Below are 15,921 nucleotides of genomic sequence, written 5' to 3' on the forward strand. Positions count from 1 at the left end.
GTGTCCGTTGTTCGTCTTATTTGTCTTCGACGCGCAGAATGGCGAGGAATGCCTCTTGCGGGATTTCAACCGAGCCGACCTGCTTCATCCGTTTCTTGCCTTCCTTCTGCTTTTCCAACAGCTTCTTTTTGCGCGAGATGTCGCCGCCGTAGCACTTCGCCAGCACGTTCTTGCGCAACGCCTTGATGTTCTCGCGCGCGATGATGTGCGCGCCGATCGCCGCCTGGATCGCGACGTCGTACATCTGGCGCGGGATGATCTCGCGCATCTTCGCCGCCACTTCGCGGCCGCGGTACTGGCTCTGCGAGCGGTGCACGATGACCGACAGCGCGTCGACCTTGTCGCCGTTGATCAGCATGTCGACCTTCACGACGTCCGACGCGCGGTACTCCTTGAACTCGTAGTCCATCGACGCATAGCCGCGCGACACCGACTTGAGCCGGTCGAAAAAGTCGAGCACGATCTCGGCCATCGGCATTTCGTAGGTCAGCTGCACCTGACGGCCGTGGTACTGCATGTTTATCTGATTGCCGCGCTTCTGCGTGCACAGCGTGATCACCGAGCCGACGTAGTCCTGCGGCATATACAGGTTCACCGTGACGATCGGCTCGCGCACCTCTTCGATGCGGGACGGATCAGGCATCTTCGCGGGGTTCTCGACCGTCGCGACCGTGCCGTCACGCTGCAGCACCTCGTAGACCACCGTCGGCGCGGTGGTGATCAGGTCCATGTCGAACTCGCGCTCGAGCCGCTCCTGCACGATTTCCATGTGCAGCAGACCGAGGAAGCCGCAACGGAAACCAAAACCGAGCGCCTGGGAGACTTCCGGTTCGTACTGCAGCGATGCGTCGTTCAGCTTCAGCTTTTCGAGCGATTCACGCAGCGCGTCGTACTGGTTCGCTTCGACCGGATAGAGGCCGGCGAACACCTGTGGCTTCACTTCCTTGAAGCCGGGCAACGGCTCGGGCGCCGCACGCTTGACCGTCGTGACCGTATCGCCGACGCGCGCCGCCGTCAGTTCCTTGATGCCGGCGATGATAAAGCCGACCTGCCCCGCGGACAGCGATTCGAGATTCTTCGACTTCGGCGTGAACACGCCGACGTGCTCGACCGGGTACTCGGCGCCGGTCGCCATCATGCGAATCCGGTCCTTCGCGCGCAGTGTGCCGTTGACGATGCGCACCAGCATCACGACGCCGACGTAGTTATCGAACCAGGAGTCGATGATCAGCGCCTGCAGCGGCGCTTCGACATTGCCCTTCGGCGCTGGCACTTTCGCGATCAGCGCCTCGAGCACGTCTTCGACGCCAAGCCCGGTCTTCGCGCTGCAACGGGTCGCGTCGGTCGCGTCGATGCCGATCACGTCTTCGATTTCGGCGATCGCGCTTTCCGGGTTGGCGGCCGGCAGGTCGATTTTGTTCAGCACGGGCACGACTTCGACGCCGAGTTCGATTGCGGTGTAGCAGTTTGCAACCGTCTGCGCTTCGACACCCTGGCTTGCGTCGACCACCAGCAGCGCGCCTTCGCACGCGGACAGCGAGCGGCTGACCTCGTACGAGAAGTCGACGTGGCCGGGCGTGTCGATCATGTTCAGGTTGTAGACCTTGCCGTCGCGTGCCTTATAGGACAGCGCCGCGGTCTGCGCCTTGATAGTGATGCCCCGTTCGCGCTCGAGATCCATCGAGTCGAGCACCTGCGATTCCATCTCGCGGTCGGACAGGCCGCCGCAAATCTGAATGATGCGATCGGCAAGCGTCGACTTGCCATGGTCGATGTGCGCGATGATCGAAAAGTTACGAATATGATCCATTCAAGGCCGATCAAGCAAAAAAGGCGCGCTCGGTGGGTCGCGAAGCACGCCTCGGAAACTGACTGAAAAACCTGCCTATTTTAGCTGAAAAGGGGTTCCGCTGGCGGATTTGCGGGACTGGCCGGCCTGCATGCGGACCGGCGGACACGCGGCCAGCGTGCGGACCGGTAGGCTTCGCGCCTGCGTGCGAACCAGCGAGCACGCGCACCGGCGGGAGACAGACGTCGCGGCGATGCGAGCGCATCAGCGCGCGGACGCATCGACGCATGCGGCCAGCGCGCCACGCACGCGCGCCTCGTCGAGGTGATAGCGGCACAGTTCGGCGCCGGCCAGCACCAGCACGGGCACCGCTTCGTTATATCGCGCTTCGAGCGCGGCATCCGCGTCGATATCGACCACATCGACGTGTACACCGAATTCCACCCGTAGCGGCTCAAGCGCGGCGCGCATGTCGTCACACAGATGACACCATGCGCGCCCATAGAGCGTGAGCACTGTCGGCTCTTGCGAAGCCGGCTTGGTCACAAGTGTCACTTCTGCGGTGCGCGCGGCCGGATCGGCACGAACTGCGTGTTGTCGCCGCGGCGCACGAGCAGCGCGACCATCTTCTGCGGATCGAGATGCGTGACCAGCTCGTCGAACTGCTTTGCGCTCGTCACATCGGTATCGCCAAGCCGCAGGATGATGTCACCTTTCTGCAGCCCAACCCGCGCGGCCGGCCCTTCGATCGCGTCGACCTGCACGCCATTGCGCAGCTTGAGCGACTTCATCTGGTCAGATGGGATATCGCTAACTGCGATGCCCAGCGCATTCGTCGCCTGTTGCTTCGGCGCGGGTGGCTTGCGCTGATCGGCGTGCGCGGCCTTGTCCGGCTGCATCTCGGCGACCGTGACCGACAGATCGCGCGTCTGGCCCTTGCGCCAGATCGTGATGGACGTCTTCGTGCCGGGCTTTGTATCGCCTACCATCCGTGGCAGATCGGTCGCGGTGTCGACCGAATGACCCGCGAACTTCAGGATGATGTCGCCCGGCTGGACGCCCGCCTTGTCGGCCGGACCGCCTGGTTCGACGCTGCTTACCAGCGCGCCCTGCGCCTTCGGCAAGCCGAGCGAATCGGCGACATCCTTCGTGACCTCGCCGATCGCAACCGCGATGCGACCGCGGACGACCTTGCCTGACGTCTTCAGCTGATCGGCGACACGCATCGCTTCGTCGATAGGAATCGCGAACGAGATGCCCATAAACCCGCCGGTACGGCTGTAGATCTGCGAGTTGATGCCGATCACCTCGCCTTGCATATTGATCAGCGGGCCGCCCGAGTTGCCCGGATTCACCGCGACGTCGGTCTGGATAAACGGCAGATAGTCGCCGGTATCGCGACCCTTCGCGCTGACGATACCCGCCGTCACCGTGTTTTCGAGCCCGAACGGCGAACCGATCGCGACCACCCATTCGCCGACGCGCACCTTGTTCGAATCGCCGATCGTCACGGTCGGCAGGTTGGTCGCATTGATCTTCACGACCGCGACGTCGGTGCGTTCGTCGACGCCGATCAGCTTCGCCTTGAACTCGCGCTTGTCGGTGAGCGTCACGTAAATCGAGTCGGCATCGTCGATCACGTGCGCGTTGGTCATCACATAACCGTCCGACGACAGGATGAAGCCCGAGCCAACGCCGCTGTTCGTTTCGGAATCGCTGTTGTCCTGTGGCGAATCTCCACCCTGGCCGCCCTGGCTACCCTGACCACCTCCTTGCCCGCCCTGGCTGTCGCCACCGCCACCTCGCGGCGGCGTTTGCGGCGACTGCGGCATTGGAATGCCAAAGAAGCGGCGGAAAAACTCGGACATGTCGCCGTCGTCGAGTCCGGGAGGCAGACCGCGGTTGCCGGTCGGCACGTGCGCGGTGGTCCTGATATTGACGACCGCGGGGCCGACCTTGTCGACCAGGTCCGTGAAATCGGGAAGGCTGGCTGCGGGCGCGGCCACCGCCGTATGCGGCAGAAACGGCAGGCAAGCCGCTAGCAGCGCGGCCGCGAAGAGTTTGCGCACCGAGGAAGTCGTCATGTCGTCGTAAACCGATGGATTACTTGGGAGCCTTGTATTCTATGGCAGACGCGAATTGCTGCAATGTGGCCTGAGGCACTTCGCCAAGCAGGGTAATCCAGAAGTCCCCGCGGCGCTTGACAAGCACATGGGTCGCCCCGGTGCTTCCCGCGCCTTCTTTCCGCGTATTTTTCTCGACCGGCTCGACGAAGATCGAAATGGCCGCGAGGCCGTCGGAGAACACCATCTGGTCGACCGGAATCGGCGGGTTGCCCGGATCGTGCGCCGCCATCGGCCGGCGCAGCTCACGAATCTTCCTGAAACCCGGCACGTTCGGCGTGATCTGCCAACCCTGCGCTTCCATATCGACCGGCTCGACCGGCGGATGCACGATCGTCCATCCAGCGGTATTACGAATGCCCGCTGCAATCGGCGCCTTTTCGACCGGCACGCCAATGCGAATCTGCGAAAACGACAACTGCTCGAGCACATCCCCGCTCGGATCGAGCGTTTGCGCGCGCAGCAGCAAGCCGGTTTTCGTGTCGGCCCACAGCTTGTATGCGTAACGGTAAGCGTCTTTGGGATCGAGTTCGATCACGTCGGCTTCGACGCCCGCGACGCGATCGCGGCCGAGGATTTTCGGGGCGTACACCGCCAGTACCTCATCGGTGCTCGCGGACAGCAGCGCAGGAAAGGAGTCCTTGTTTTGCCGTTGCTCGACGACGAGCAGATGCCGCTCGGGCACGAACGTATAGAGCTCGTCGTTATGCCGCAGCATCTTGCGCGGCTTGCCATCGAGACTTTCAAGCTGCTCGAATTCGCCATCGTTGCGCGTCGCATAGTGCGAGATGCGCGACGTCTGCACGAACGCGCCGCGCTGATAGACGAACGCGCCTTCGTAGTTCTGCTGCTGCGCAGCCTGGTGGATTCGATTGAGCAGTTCGGCCGCCGACTGGCGGCCCGAAGCGTCGTCCTGCGCATGCGCGCGAGGAACCACGGATAACGCTGAAACAAGTGCGGCTGCGCAGAACAGTAGTGCCGGCAGCCGTCCCCACGTTGTCTTTTTATTGAACCGCAAAGTCTGCATCGAGCTATCGGCCCTGCGTAGTGGCGGCTGCACGGATCAGCGGCATCGCGGTGCCCATTACGGGCTGCTGCGCGAACTGCTGATGGGCTTCCAGATACTGATCAAGACTTGCGTCACGGATGATATTCGCGTCCTGCACCGCCGGTTGCGCGGTCGCGACCGGCATCGACGCCATCGCGACACGCTGGAGCGTGTCCCCGGACGACACCGAGGCAACCTGCGCCCCTTGCATACCGGTGTTCACGCCCTGCAGTTGCGGAACGACGATCCACGTCAGCGTAGCGGCAGCGGCGGCTACCGCGAACGCCGGCAGCAAACGTCGACCGAGCGGACGTCCCAGCAGCCGGCCGGACGCATTGCGTTGTTCGCGCAACGCCGACGATGACGACGGCGCAACGATATGCGCTTCGCTTTCGAAGCGCGCCGCGAAACCGCTGACGAAAGCGTGGCTTGCGCTGGCGCTCAACGCCAGATCGTCGGAACGCAGCACGTCGCCGATCAGGTGATAGTCCGACCATGTCGCGCGATCTTCACGATCGAGCGCGCCAATAAACGCTTCCGACTCTTCGCCGACCCACTCGCCGTCGATCAGCGCGGACAGACGCTCGCCGCGCGAGCTCGCTTGCAGATTCGCTTCCGAACGCATCGAAACGGACCCCATGATGCTCCCCATCTTTACAGACACCCCGTAGTGACACCACCTGACCCAGATATTGCACCGTCGCCCCGCACGGCCGCTGATGAAACACTATCGACAAGCTTCGACCGGAGACGGCTCGAAGCGCAACGGATAGCGCGATTACCAGCGTTTGCCCTCGGGGGTGTCCAGCAACGGACGCAATTTTGCCGCAATGGCTTCGCGAGCACGGAAAATTCTCGATCTGACGGTGCCAATCGGGCAACCCATCATTTCGGCGATTTCCTCGTAGCTCAAACCCTCAATTTCACGAAGAGTAATGGCGGTGCGCAGCTCTTCCGGTAAAACCGCCATCGCAGCATTGACCGTCTCTGCGATCTGTTTGCTCATCAACATCGACTCGGGCGTGTTGATATCCCTTAGTTGGTCGGCATCCGAGAAAGTTTCAGCCTCTTCAGCGTCTGCTTCGGTCGAAGTCGGCGCTCGCCGGCCCTGCGTCGCAAGGTAGTTCTTCGCCGTGTTCACGGCAATCCGGTACAACCACGTATAGAAAGCCGATTCACCGCGAAATTGGGGCAGTGCCCGGTAGGCCTTGATGAACGCATCCTGGGCCACGTCCTCGACCTCGGCAGGATCTCGCACAAGGCGCGAAATCAGCCGGATGATCTTGCGGTGGTATTTGGTGACCAGAAGCTCGAACGCGGCCTTGTCGCCGTTCTGCACGCGTTCGACCAGCACCTGATCAATTTCTTTTTCGCTCACCTGATAAATCCGTTAGCTAGGGCCCGCGGGGGCACCATTGTAGCGTCCCCTTCATCCTGTCACGTTACAGCAGTAACGGCAGTAACAGTCGTTACAACGCCCCGTGCGCGGCGCGCCGGGCCTGTACCGCCAGTTCACGGAAATGGTCGGAGCAAAGCATATCGGCGGTCACGAGCAACGTGCGGGAGCGGCCATTGTCGCCTACAAGCGCAATCGAAAGCAGCCAACCGCTCCACTGCGCGCAGCCGACGATTCGGCCCTGGGCGATCGACTGACCGGCGCGATTCGACGTGGCCAATCCATCCGGCCCGATTTTAAGCGACGTGGGCCGGCGTCGGGCATCGCGCGCAAGCGCAATACCCAGCATGCCAAGCGTCGCGAGCGCGGCGACTACGGCGTGCGGCCACGCGAAGCGCGCGACGAGTGTCGTGAAAACGGCCGCGACGGCGATCAGGATAAAGACCGCGCTCACGCAATACAACAAGGCGGAGCGTCGCAGCACCATGCGCTGCGAAACTCCGCCTTCGGATACGTCCTGTTGCATTTGTCCCAGCGGCGACACCGCATCGAGCGGTGCCACCGGTAACCGGACGGATTGAAACTGCGGTGCTTGCGTCAAACGGAAACGCCGCTTACGCGCGTTTGAACACCAAGGTTCCGTTCGTGCCGCCGAACCCGAACGAGTTCTTCAGCGCGACATCGATCTTCATCTCTCGCGCAACGTTCGCGCAATAGTCGAGATCGCATTCCGGATCCTGGTTGAAGATATTGATGGTCGGCGGCGAGATCTGATTGTGCACGGCGAGCACCGTGAACACCGACTCGAGACCACCGGCGCCGCCGAGCAGGTGCCCGGTCATCGACTTCGTCGAATTCACGACGATCTTCTTCGCGTGTTCGCCGAACGCGCGCTTGATGCCGATCGTTTCCGCGAGGTCACCCAGCCCGGTGGACGTGCCGTGTGCATTCAGATAGCCGACTTCGTCCGCGTTGATGCCGGCGTTCCTCATCGCCGCCAGCATGCAGCGGCGCGCGCCGTCGCCGTCTTCGAGCGGCGCGGTCATGTGATACGCGTCGCCGCTCATTCCGTAGCCGGCCACTTCCGCGTAGATCTTCGCGCCGCGCGCCTTCGCGTGCTCGTACTCTTCGAGCACCATCACGCCTGCGCCTTCGCCGAGCACGAAGCCGTCGCGGTCCTTGTCCCACGGACGGCTCGCGGTCGCCGGGTCGTCATTGCGCTGCGACAGCGCACGCGCCGCCGCGAAGCCGCCAATGCCCAGCGGCGACACGGTCGATTCCGCGCCGCCCGCGATCATCACGTCGGCGTCGCCGTATTCAATCAGCCGCGATGCTTCGCCGATGCAATGCAGGCCCGTCGTGCACGCGGTCACCATGGCCAGGTTCGGGCCCTTCAGGCCGAACTTCATCGACAGATGGCCGGAGATCATGTTGATGATCGACGCCGGCACGAAGAACGGCGAAATGCGGCGCGGGCCGCGGTTCAACAGTTCGGTCTGCGTGATTTCGATCATCGGCAGACCGCCAATGCCCGAGCCGACCACCACGCCGATGCGCTCGGCATTCGCATCGTTGATGTCGAGGCCGCTGTCCCTGACCGCCTGCATGCCGGCCGCGATGCCGTAATGGATGAACGTATCCATATGGCGCGCTTCCTTGCCCGGAATGTATTCCTCGACATTGAAGCCTTTGACCTCGCCGGCGAAGCGAGTGGAAAAGTTCGACGCATCGAACTTCGTAATGTTGGCGATGCCGGATTTGCCGGCGACCAGATTGGCCCATCCATCGGCAACATTATTGCCAACAGGCGAAATCAGCCCCAGGCCTGTAACAACAACACGACGGCGGCTCACGGTAACCCCTTTTCCATAGAATGACGAAAGCAAATGCGATAGCTCATGCCAAAGCAAAAGCCACAGCGGCAACAGGAAACGAACCTGTGTACCCTGTGGCTATGAGCCCGGCGTGAATGCCGATAGCGGCGGCCTGACCGGCGTTTGCTCGCCGGCCGCGGACTGGCGCACGTGCGCCGGCTCCGGAAACACAACGACCATGACAATGGCGGCAGCAGCGGCCATCGACGACGGTGGCGGTGCGGGCGCGAATGGCCTTAGGCCTTGACGTTGGCGCGAGCGTAGTCGATCGCTTGCTGCACCGTGGTGATCTTTTCGGCTTCTTCATCCGGAATTTCCATGCCGAATTCGTCCTCGAGGGCCATCACCAGTTCGACGGTATCGAGCGAATCTGCGCCGAGATCGTTGACGAACGAGGCTTCGTTCTTGATTTCCGCTTCCGCGACGCCCAGTTGTTCCGCAACGATCTTTTTAACGCGTTGTTCGATGTTGTCCATTACCCCTCCAAGGGAAAAAAGTTCATAAATACAGGTGCGCGCATTTTATCAGGTTTGCCCCGCCGGAAAACGGCGCGCACGTGGTTGCAAAGGCACCGTCCACGCGCATGCGAAATGGCATCGCGGCGCGGATAGTAACCGAATTTGTTTACGACATATACATGCCGCCGTTAACGTGCAGTTCGACGCCTGTAATGTAAGCCGCTTGCGGCGACGCGAGAAACACGACCGCATGCGCGATTTCCTCAGGCGTGCCCAGACGGCCGAGCGGCACTTGCGCCTTCAATGCCGCCTGCTGCTCTTCGGGCAGCACGCGCGTCATGTCGGTGTCGATAAACCCTGGTGCAACGCAGTTCACCGTGATGCCGCGGCTGCCGATCTCGCGCGCGAGCGCACGCGTCATGCCGGCGACACCCGCCTTCGCGGCCGCATAGTTCGCCTGACCCGGATTGCCCGCCGCGCCGACCACCGACGTGATGTTGATGATGCGGCCGCCACGCGCCTTCATCATCGGGCGTAGCACGGCGCGCGACAGGCGGAACACCGCCTTCAGGTTTGTGTCGAGCACTGCGTCCCAATCTTCGTCCTTCATGCGCATCGCGAGCTGGTCCTGCGTGATGCCCGCGTTGTTGACCAGCACATTCAGCGAACCGTATTCCTTCACCGTGCTATCGATCAGCGCTTCCACCGCGGTCGCATCGTTGACGTTCAGCACCACGCCGCGGCCGTTAAGGTCGGCATCGTTGAACGCCTGCGTGATCGCCTGCGCGCCGCTCTCGCTGGTCGCGGTACCGATCACCGTCGCGCCCTGACGGGCCAGTTCGAGCGCGATCGCGCGACCGATGCCGCGCGATGCGCCGGTCACCAGAGCGACCTGCTTATCCAGAGATTTATCCATCGTTGAATTCCGCTGTGCCCGCTGTTCGCAGGCGGTTTAAACCCAACTGCCGCGGCAGCGACCCGCCGTTTCGGGTGGCGCTACCGCTCGCTACCGTGCGCCGCCGTTTACGTCTGTTCGCTACCGCTTATTGCGCGCTCACCTGCTTGAGCGCTTCGTCGAGCGAGACCGGATCGACGATCGACGCGCCGCCGAGGTTGCCGTCGATACGCTTCGTCAAACCAGCAAGCACCTTGCCCGGACCGCATTCGAACACATTCGTCACGCCTGCTTTCGCCATCGCCTGCACGCACTCGACCCAGCGCACCGCGCCGGCCGCCTGACGCACGAGCGCATCCTTGATGCCGGCCGGTTCGTTGACGATCGCCACGTCCACGTTGTTGATCACCGGGATCGACGGCACATCGAATTCGATGTTCGCGAGGTATGCGCTCAGTTGATCGGAAGCGGGCTTCAGCAACGACGAATGGAACGGCGCCGACACCGGCAGCGTCAATGCGCGCTTCGCCCCTTTGGCTTTGGCGATTTCGCAGGCCTTCTCGACCGCGGCCTTGTGGCCCGCGATCACCACCTGGGCGGGCGCGTTGAAGTTAACGGCTTCGACCGTGCCTGCCACGGATGCTTCGCTACACACCGCGTGCACGGTTGCATCGTCGAGACCGAGGATCGCCGCCATGCCGCCTTCGCCGACCGGCACCGCCGTCTGCATCGCCTGCGCGCGAAAACGCACGAGCGGCACCGCGTCGCGAAACTTCAGCGCGCCTGCGGCGACCAGCGCCGTATATTCGCCGAGACTATGACCCGCGACAATGGCCGGCGCGGGACCGCCGGCCGCGCGCCATGCACGGTAGATTGCATAAGCTGCAGTCAGCATCACAGGCTGCGTGTTGGTGGTGAGGTTCAGATCTTCCGCCGGACCTTCGGCAATCAGCTTGCCGATATCCTGGTTGAGTGCGTCCGACGCTTCCTGAACCGTCTCGCGCACAACAGGATGATCGCCGAACGCATTCAGCATGCCGACCGATTGCGAGCCCTGGCCCGGAAAAACGAACGCAAATTTCATATCAACCCCAAAATCGATGGTTTCGAATGTGCGCAGTGGTTGCGCTGCATTCCGTGAGAGCTTGTCGCATGGCGTCGTCGCCCGGTACCCGCTCTGCACGCGCGATACAGGCGCACCTCGCGCGCGGCCAGCGCCACCGCCGATGCAACCGTCTGACTTCAGAAACGGATCACCGACGCGCCCCACGTAAAGCCGCCGCCGACGCCTTCGATCAGCACGTTATGGCCGCGCTTGATGCGGCCGTCGCGCACCGCGACGTCAAGTGCGAGCGGAATGGAAGCGGCCGACGTATTGCCGTGCTCGTGCACGGTGACGATCATCCGTTCCTGCGGCAGGCCGAGCTTGCGACAGGTGCTTTGCATGATGCGGATATTCGCCTGATGTGGAATCAGCCAGTCGACCTGCTCGGGTTTCAGGTTCGCTTTTTCGAGTGCTTCAATCGCGACCTTCTCGAGCACGCCGACTGCAAGCTTGAACACCGCCTGGCCATCCATATGCAGGAATGCGCTGCCGGTCACCGTGCCGCTATGCACATTGCCCGGCGTACACAGAATGCTCGAATAGCTGCCGTCCGCATGCAGCGCGCTCGCGAGCACGCCCGGCTCGTCCGACGCCTGCAACACAACGGCGCCCGCGCCGTCGCCGAACAGCACGCAGGTCGTGCGGTCGTTGAAATCGAGAATGCGCGAAAACGTCTCCGCGCCGACCACCAGTGCAGTGCGATGCATGCCACTGCGGATAAAGCTATCGGCCGTCGCGATCGCGTACGCGAAACCGGAGCACACCGCCTGCACATCGAATGCAGCGCCGTTATTGCGGATGCCGAGCTTGTTCTGCAGCAGGCACGCGGTGCTTGGGAAGACGAAATCGGGGGTCGATGTCGCGACGATAATCAGATCGATCTGTTGCGGATCGACATCGGCCGCTTCGATCGCGCGCTGCGACGCGATCAGCGCGAGCTCGCTGGTCGTCACGTCCGGCTCGGCAAAATGGCGCGCATGAATGCCCGTGCGGGCAACGATCCATTCGTCACTCGTCTCGATGCCCTGCTTCGCGAGACGATCGGCCAGTTCCTGATTGGAGACGCGCTGCGGCGGCAGATAACTGCCGGTGCCCAGCACGCGGGAGTAGGTAGTGGATTGCACCATTATGCCTTCGAGGATGATGCGGCGTACGGCTCGGCAGGACCCGCGAGGCGACCCGCGGGACCGCCAGAACTGACCGCGCCGGCGGGATTCGCCGGGGCCGCCGGATCAGCCGGTGTCGGATTTGCGGAAGTGGCCGGGTCTGCTGGATTCGCCTTCGCGGCGCCGCCCGCGTCACGCGCGGCTTGCGTCGCCTGTTCAAGTGAGCCCGCGTTCTCCTCCATCGCGCGCGCGAGGCGTTCGAGCACGCCATTTTTGACGGCATCATACCCGCGTTTGATGGCCCACTCAAACGCGTACGCGTCGGCGGAGCCGTGGCTCTTGATCACGAGGCTGCGCAAGCCGAGCAGCGCCGCGCCATTGTATTGGCGATGATCGACGCGCTTCTTGAAGCGCAGCAGCACCGGCAGCGCGAGCACGGCCATCACCTTGGTCAGCCACGAGCGGCCGAACTCTTCCTTGATGATGTCGGACAGCATCTGCGCGAGACCTTCCGACGTCTTCAATGCAACGTTGCCGACGAAACCGTCGCAGACGATCACATCGGTCGTTCCCTTATAGATGTCGTTGCCCTCGACGTTGCCGCGGAAATTCAGCGTGCTCGTGCGCAGCAATTCGCCCGCGCGCTTGATCGTCTCGTTGCCCTTGATGACTTCCTCGCCGATGTTCAGGAGCCCGATCGTCGGACGGTCCTTGCCTTCGAGCGCGGACACGAGCGCATGGCCCATCTCGGCGAACTGCAGCAGATGCTGCGGCTCGCAATCGACGTTGGCGCCCAGGTCGAGCATCATCGTGTAGCCATTCGGGTTCGGCAGCGCGAACGCGATCGCCGGGCGTTCGATGCCCGGCAGCGTTTTCAGCACGTAGCGGGAGACCGCCATCAGCGCGCCGGTGTTGCCGGCGGAAATGCAGGCCTGCGCGTCGTCTTCCTTCACGCGATTGAGTGCAACGCGCATCGACGAATCTTTCTTTTTGCGCAGCGCGATCTCGACCGGATCGTCCATCGCGACGATCTCTGAGGCCGGCACGACGGTCAACGCCGGCTCGTTCGACGCTTTCAGCTTTTTCAACTGAGCGCGAATCGCGCTTTCGATGCCGACCAGCATCAGTTGCGCGTCGGGATGCGAGCGTACGAAGTTAACGGCAGCGGGAACGGTCACGGACGGGCCGTGATCGCCTCCCATGCAATCGATCGTGAGTTTTACAGTCATCGAATGCGACGAATTTCAGGCACAAAAAAGCGGCAAGTGAATGCCGCCTTTTCGATGCCGGGAAAATGTCAGGCGAGTGTCTGTCAAGCCGGCGGTGGACGATTCAACCGTTAAACCTGCGGCAGTGCAAACCGCCGCGGAACCGACAGCGACGAACCGATCGCCGCGCGCAACGCCTGTGAGTGGGCGCGACACGCTTCGGCGATTAGTCGTTCTTCGTCTTGACGACTTTCTTACCGCGGTAGTAGCCGTTCGGGCTGATGTGGTGACGCAGATGCACTTCACCCGTGCTCGGCTCGACCGCGGTCGGCGCCGTGGTGAGGAAATCGTGCGCACGGTGCATCCCACGCTTCGACGGCGACTTCTTGTTTTGTTGAACTGCCATGATAACTCCTGAAAATTTTCCGAATTCTAACACAGCGCGACGCCGCAGCCGCCACTGGCCGGTCCGCTAACCGCCCCGCTTCGCGCTACCTTTGCAACCTGTTCAATCAACCTGCCTGATGCTGGACTTAATCGCTGCGCTTAGTGCTGGCCGCCCGAACCGCCGGACCCATCCGGCCCCTTCGATTTCAGGCCTTGCAGCGCCGCGAACGGATTCGGCTTTTCAGCCTCGGCGCTGCTGTGTTCATCGGCATCCTCGTGCTCGCCCGCGTCCTCACCGCTTACACCCGACACCAGACTTTCATGCACTTGCGGACACACATCGTGCTTGGGCACGACCGGCAACGACAGCAACAATTCTTCTTCAATCAATTCGATGAGATCGAACTGGCGTGAGCCCACGATCACATCGACTTCATCTTCATCGAGCGGAAACTCTTCAGCTTCCGCTTCGGTGCCGACGATCCGGTAAATCGCGTCGACATTGAATGCCTGCTCATACGGCGCAAGGCAGCGCTGGCATTCAAGCCACGCGGCGCCGTGAATCGCGAGCCGCAGATACGGCTGCGGCCCCTCGGTGCCGTCGTCCTGCAACTCCGGCTGCGTCGACCCTTCGGCTTGCCAGGTGAACGCGGTGTCGCGTTCGTCCGCTGGCACTTCGGCCGGCACTTCGTTTAACATGCGCGGCAGTTGCGAAATGCGTACGACACCGGCTGCCTGCCGCCCGCTGCGCGCAAACTCGAACAGATCGAGCTGCCGCGGATCGACGGCGGCGGACTTGCCAACGGGCTTGCCTGGTTCCTGACTCGAATGCGTCATATGCGTCCCCTACCTGCGCTACGCGCGATGTTGGCGCGACGCGAACCGATGTTTGCGACTGCCCGCACAATGTCACCACGTGCGTCGGCGCTCATTGGCTTGCGCTAATCTGCCGGCTGCTTCCGTACTTTGACTGCTTCTGTACCTACTTCCAGTTACCTGGTTGCGTTGCACTCAACCCGATCGCGCATCGCTTTCCGCAGGAACCGCCGCCAGAAAAGCCCAAAACTATATCCGCTTTATCTTTTCGAGTCAAACACTTAAGCCCGTATGCGCAAAGCCGCCAGCGGGCCATCTTCCAGAACCCGATTTCAACATGCCGGAAACCGTTAAACGCCCGCCCCGCCTGATTCTCGCGTCGAGTTCGCGCTACCGCCGAGAACTGCTCGAACGCCTGCGCATTCCATTCGATGTCGTGGTCCCCGCCGTCGATGAGACACCGCTCGCCGGCGAAAGCCCGGAAGCGACCGCGCTGCGGCTCGCGCAAGCGAAAGCACGTGCCGTCGCGACAGGCCTCGCCGCCGGCGACGCCGCGCTCGTGATCGGCTCCGACCAGGTCGCGACCTTCGATAACCTGCAGATCGGCAAGCCCGGCACACACGACAACGCGCTCGCGCAACTGCAGGCGATGCGCGGCCGCGAAGTCCTGTTCCACAGCGCGCTGTGTCTGTTCGACAGTCGTACCGCCGACGCGCAGTGCATCGATGTCGTCACGCGGGTGCGCTTTCGCGGCAATCTTTCCGATGCCGGGCTCGACGCGTATTTACGCGCCGAAACGCCGTACGACGTGGCCGGTAGCGCTAAAGCCGAAGGACTCGGCATCACGCTGCTCGAAGCGATTAAATCGGACGATCCGACAGCGCTGATCGGGTTGCCGTTGATCGCGCTGTCGGGGATGCTGCACGCGGCCGGCTACCCGCTTTGGGAGGCTCAATGAGCGGCGCGCTGTATCTGATCCCCAACACACTCGGCGAAGGCGACGCGGACGCGCTCGCCGCCGTGCTGCCCGCGCCGGTACGTGCGCGCGCTGCGTCGCTGACCTATTACATCGGCGAAAACGCGAAAACCACCCGCGCGTTTCTGAAGAAGGTCGGCACCGAACGGCCGATCCAGGAAATCGAGATCCGCGAACTGAATGTAAACACGCCCGCGGGCGAAATCGATCGGTTGCTCGCGCCGATCCTCGCGGGCACGGACGCGGGTCTGGTGTCGGAAGCCGGCTGCCCCGCCGTCGCCGATCCGGGCGCACTGCTCGTGCGACGCGCGCACGAGCGCGGCGTGAAGGTCGTGCCGTTCGTCGGGCCAAGTTCGATTCTGCTCGCGCTGATGGCATCGGGGCTCAACGGCCAGAGCTTTGCGTTTCACGGCTATCTGCCGGTCGATGCGGGCGAGCGCGCAAAGCGCTTGCGCGAACTCGAGCAACAGTCGCGCAAGGCGAAGCAAACGCAGATTTTTATCGAAACGCCATACCGCAATCGCGCGTTGCTCGACACGCTGCTCGCTTCGTGCGCGCCGTCGACGCTCGTCTGCGTCGCGGTCGATCTGACGCTCGATAGCGAAACGATCGTGAGTCGTGCGGTGAGCGACTGGAAAAAGAAACCGGCGCCCGATTTGCACAAGCGGCCGGCGATTTTTCTGTTGCTGGCGGTTTAGCCGCTGAACGGAGAAGCTGCGAGTTGAGGTGGCTGGATAAAT

The 15,921-nt window shown here is 62.6% G+C and carries 17 protein-coding genes; 2 read left to right on the forward strand and 15 right to left on the reverse strand.

Annotation, left to right across the window (positions count from 1 at the left end):
• Positions 1-16: 16 nt before the first annotated feature.
• The 15 genes from lepA to BX592_RS17565 all read right to left on the reverse strand — a co-directional run bounded on the left by lepA (position 17) and on the right by BX592_RS17565 (position 14,226).
• Positions 17-1,810 carry a translation elongation factor 4 gene (gene lepA, locus BX592_RS17495; protein WP_134193069.1) on the reverse strand — a complete coding sequence of 598 codons (1,794 nt, stop codon included), beginning with the start codon at positions 1,808-1,810 and terminating at the stop codon, positions 17-19.
• A 243-nt stretch (positions 1,811-2,053) separates the two neighbouring features.
• The gene (locus BX592_RS17500) at positions 2,054-2,335 is read right to left on the reverse strand and encodes a glutaredoxin family protein (protein ID WP_279589193.1); all 282 of its coding nucleotides are present in this window, start codon (positions 2,333-2,335) and stop codon (positions 2,054-2,056) included.
• Positions 2,336-2,340: 5 nt separating this feature from the next.
• Positions 2,341-3,873, reverse strand: coding sequence for a DegQ family serine endoprotease (locus BX592_RS17505; protein ID WP_134193070.1), 1,533 nt, complete (start codon positions 3,871-3,873; stop codon positions 2,341-2,343).
• A gap of 19 nt (positions 3,874-3,892) precedes the next feature.
• On the reverse strand, positions 3,893-4,939 hold the full coding sequence (locus BX592_RS17510) for a MucB/RseB C-terminal domain-containing protein (protein WP_134193071.1): 1,047 nt from the start codon (positions 4,937-4,939) through the stop codon (positions 3,893-3,895).
• A 4-nt stretch (positions 4,940-4,943) separates the two neighbouring features.
• The gene (locus tag BX592_RS17515; protein ID WP_134193072.1) at positions 4,944-5,600 is read right to left on the reverse strand and encodes a sigma-E factor negative regulatory protein; all 657 of its coding nucleotides are present in this window, start codon (positions 5,598-5,600) and stop codon (positions 4,944-4,946) included.
• Positions 5,601-5,738: 138 nt separating this feature from the next.
• Positions 5,739-6,338 (reverse strand): RNA polymerase sigma factor RpoE, encoded by a 600-nt coding sequence (rpoE, locus tag BX592_RS17520; protein WP_075157742.1) that lies wholly within the window; start codon positions 6,336-6,338, stop codon positions 5,739-5,741.
• Positions 6,339-6,429: 91 nt separating this feature from the next.
• Positions 6,430-6,843 carry a protein YgfX gene (locus BX592_RS17525; protein WP_243849592.1) on the reverse strand — a complete coding sequence of 138 codons (414 nt, stop codon included), beginning with the start codon at positions 6,841-6,843 and terminating at the stop codon, positions 6,430-6,432.
• Between the two features lie 127 nt (positions 6,844-6,970).
• Positions 6,971-8,209 carry a beta-ketoacyl-ACP synthase II gene (gene fabF / locus BX592_RS17530; protein ID WP_134193073.1) on the reverse strand — a complete coding sequence of 413 codons (1,239 nt, stop codon included), beginning with the start codon at positions 8,207-8,209 and terminating at the stop codon, positions 6,971-6,973.
• Positions 8,210-8,466: 257 nt separating this feature from the next.
• Positions 8,467-8,706: an acyl carrier protein gene (gene acpP, locus BX592_RS17535; RefSeq protein WP_004197638.1), complete on the reverse strand. Its 240-nt coding sequence runs from the start codon at positions 8,704-8,706 to the stop codon at positions 8,467-8,469.
• A gap of 148 nt (positions 8,707-8,854) precedes the next feature.
• Complete coding sequence (gene fabG, locus BX592_RS17540) at positions 8,855-9,604, reverse strand: 3-oxoacyl-ACP reductase FabG (protein WP_134193074.1); 750 nt, start codon at positions 9,602-9,604, stop codon at positions 8,855-8,857.
• 127 nt (positions 9,605-9,731) lie between these two features.
• Complete coding sequence (gene fabD / locus BX592_RS17545) at positions 9,732-10,667, reverse strand: ACP S-malonyltransferase (RefSeq protein ID WP_134193075.1); 936 nt, start codon at positions 10,665-10,667, stop codon at positions 9,732-9,734.
• Positions 10,668-10,825: 158 nt separating this feature from the next.
• Positions 10,826-11,815: a beta-ketoacyl-ACP synthase III gene (locus tag BX592_RS17550; RefSeq protein WP_134193076.1), complete on the reverse strand. Its 990-nt coding sequence runs from the start codon at positions 11,813-11,815 to the stop codon at positions 10,826-10,828.
• Positions 11,815-13,023 (reverse strand): phosphate acyltransferase PlsX, encoded by a 1,209-nt coding sequence (gene plsX, locus BX592_RS17555; protein ID WP_134193077.1) that lies wholly within the window; start codon positions 13,021-13,023, stop codon positions 11,815-11,817. Before plsX ends, BX592_RS17550 begins: the two co-directional genes overlap by 1 nt.
• 205 nt (positions 13,024-13,228) lie before the next feature.
• Positions 13,229-13,408 (reverse strand): 50S ribosomal protein L32, encoded by a 180-nt coding sequence (rpmF, locus tag BX592_RS17560; protein ID WP_134193078.1) that lies wholly within the window; start codon positions 13,406-13,408, stop codon positions 13,229-13,231.
• Between the two features lie 140 nt (positions 13,409-13,548).
• On the reverse strand, positions 13,549-14,226 hold the full coding sequence (locus BX592_RS17565) for a DUF177 domain-containing protein (RefSeq protein WP_134193079.1): 678 nt from the start codon (positions 14,224-14,226) through the stop codon (positions 13,549-13,551).
• 316 nt (positions 14,227-14,542) lie between these two features.
• On the opposite strand from BX592_RS17565, the gene BX592_RS17570 reads away from it, so the two are divergent.
• Together BX592_RS17570 and BX592_RS17575 are read left to right on the forward strand one after the other, a co-directional pair.
• Complete coding sequence (locus BX592_RS17570) at positions 14,543-15,163, forward strand: Maf-like protein (RefSeq protein WP_134193080.1); 621 nt, start codon at positions 14,543-14,545, stop codon at positions 15,161-15,163.
• On the forward strand, positions 15,160-15,879 hold the full coding sequence (locus BX592_RS17575; RefSeq protein ID WP_134193081.1) for an SAM-dependent methyltransferase: 720 nt from the start codon (positions 15,160-15,162) through the stop codon (positions 15,877-15,879). Before BX592_RS17570 ends, BX592_RS17575 begins: the two co-directional genes overlap by 4 nt.
• The last annotated feature ends 42 nt before the right edge of the window (positions 15,880-15,921 follow it).

The organism is Paraburkholderia rhizosphaerae, from assembly GCF_004366595.1.
Lineage (GTDB): Bacteria > Pseudomonadota > Gammaproteobacteria > Burkholderiales > Burkholderiaceae > Paraburkholderia > Paraburkholderia rhizosphaerae.

What these genes read in the sequence shown, in the direction of transcription:
- lepA (WP_134193069.1), bottom strand. Translation starts at nt 1,810, where the DNA reads ATGGATCATATTCGTAACTTTTCGATCATCGCGCACATCGACCATGGC.
- BX592_RS17505 (WP_134193070.1), bottom strand. Translation starts at nt 3,873, where the DNA reads ATGACGACTTCCTCGGTGCGCAAACTCTTCGCGGCCGCGCTGCTAGCG.
- BX592_RS17510 (WP_134193071.1), bottom strand. Translation starts at nt 4,939, where the DNA reads ATGCAGACTTTGCGGTTCAATAAAAAGACAACGTGGGGACGGCTGCCG.
- BX592_RS17515 (WP_134193072.1), bottom strand. Translation starts at nt 5,600, where the DNA reads ATGGGGTCCGTTTCGATGCGTTCGGAAGCGAATCTGCAAGCGAGCTCG.
- BX592_RS17525 (WP_243849592.1), bottom strand. Translation starts at nt 6,843, where the DNA reads ATGGTGCTGCGACGCTCCGCCTTGTTGTATTGCGTGAGCGCGGTCTTT.
- acpP (WP_004197638.1), bottom strand. Translation starts at nt 8,706, where the DNA reads ATGGACAACATCGAACAACGCGTTAAAAAGATCGTTGCGGAACAACTG.
- fabG (WP_134193074.1), bottom strand. Translation starts at nt 9,604, where the DNA reads ATGGATAAATCTCTGGATAAGCAGGTCGCTCTGGTGACCGGCGCATCG.
- fabD (WP_134193075.1), bottom strand. Translation starts at nt 10,667, where the DNA reads ATGAAATTTGCGTTCGTTTTTCCGGGCCAGGGCTCGCAATCGGTCGGC.
- BX592_RS17550 (WP_134193076.1), bottom strand. Translation starts at nt 11,815, where the DNA reads ATGGTGCAATCCACTACCTACTCCCGCGTGCTGGGCACCGGCAGTTAT.
- plsX (WP_134193077.1), bottom strand. Translation starts at nt 13,023, where the DNA reads ATGACTGTAAAACTCACGATCGATTGCATGGGAGGCGATCACGGCCCG.
- rpmF (WP_134193078.1), bottom strand. Translation starts at nt 13,408, where the DNA reads ATGGCAGTTCAACAAAACAAGAAGTCGCCGTCGAAGCGTGGGATGCAC.
- BX592_RS17565 (WP_134193079.1), bottom strand. Translation starts at nt 14,226, where the DNA reads ATGACGCATTCGAGTCAGGAACCAGGCAAGCCCGTTGGCAAGTCCGCC.
- BX592_RS17570 (WP_134193080.1), top strand. Translation starts at nt 14,543, where the DNA reads ATGCCGGAAACCGTTAAACGCCCGCCCCGCCTGATTCTCGCGTCGAGT.
- BX592_RS17575 (WP_134193081.1), top strand. Translation starts at nt 15,160, where the DNA reads ATGAGCGGCGCGCTGTATCTGATCCCCAACACACTCGGCGAAGGCGAC.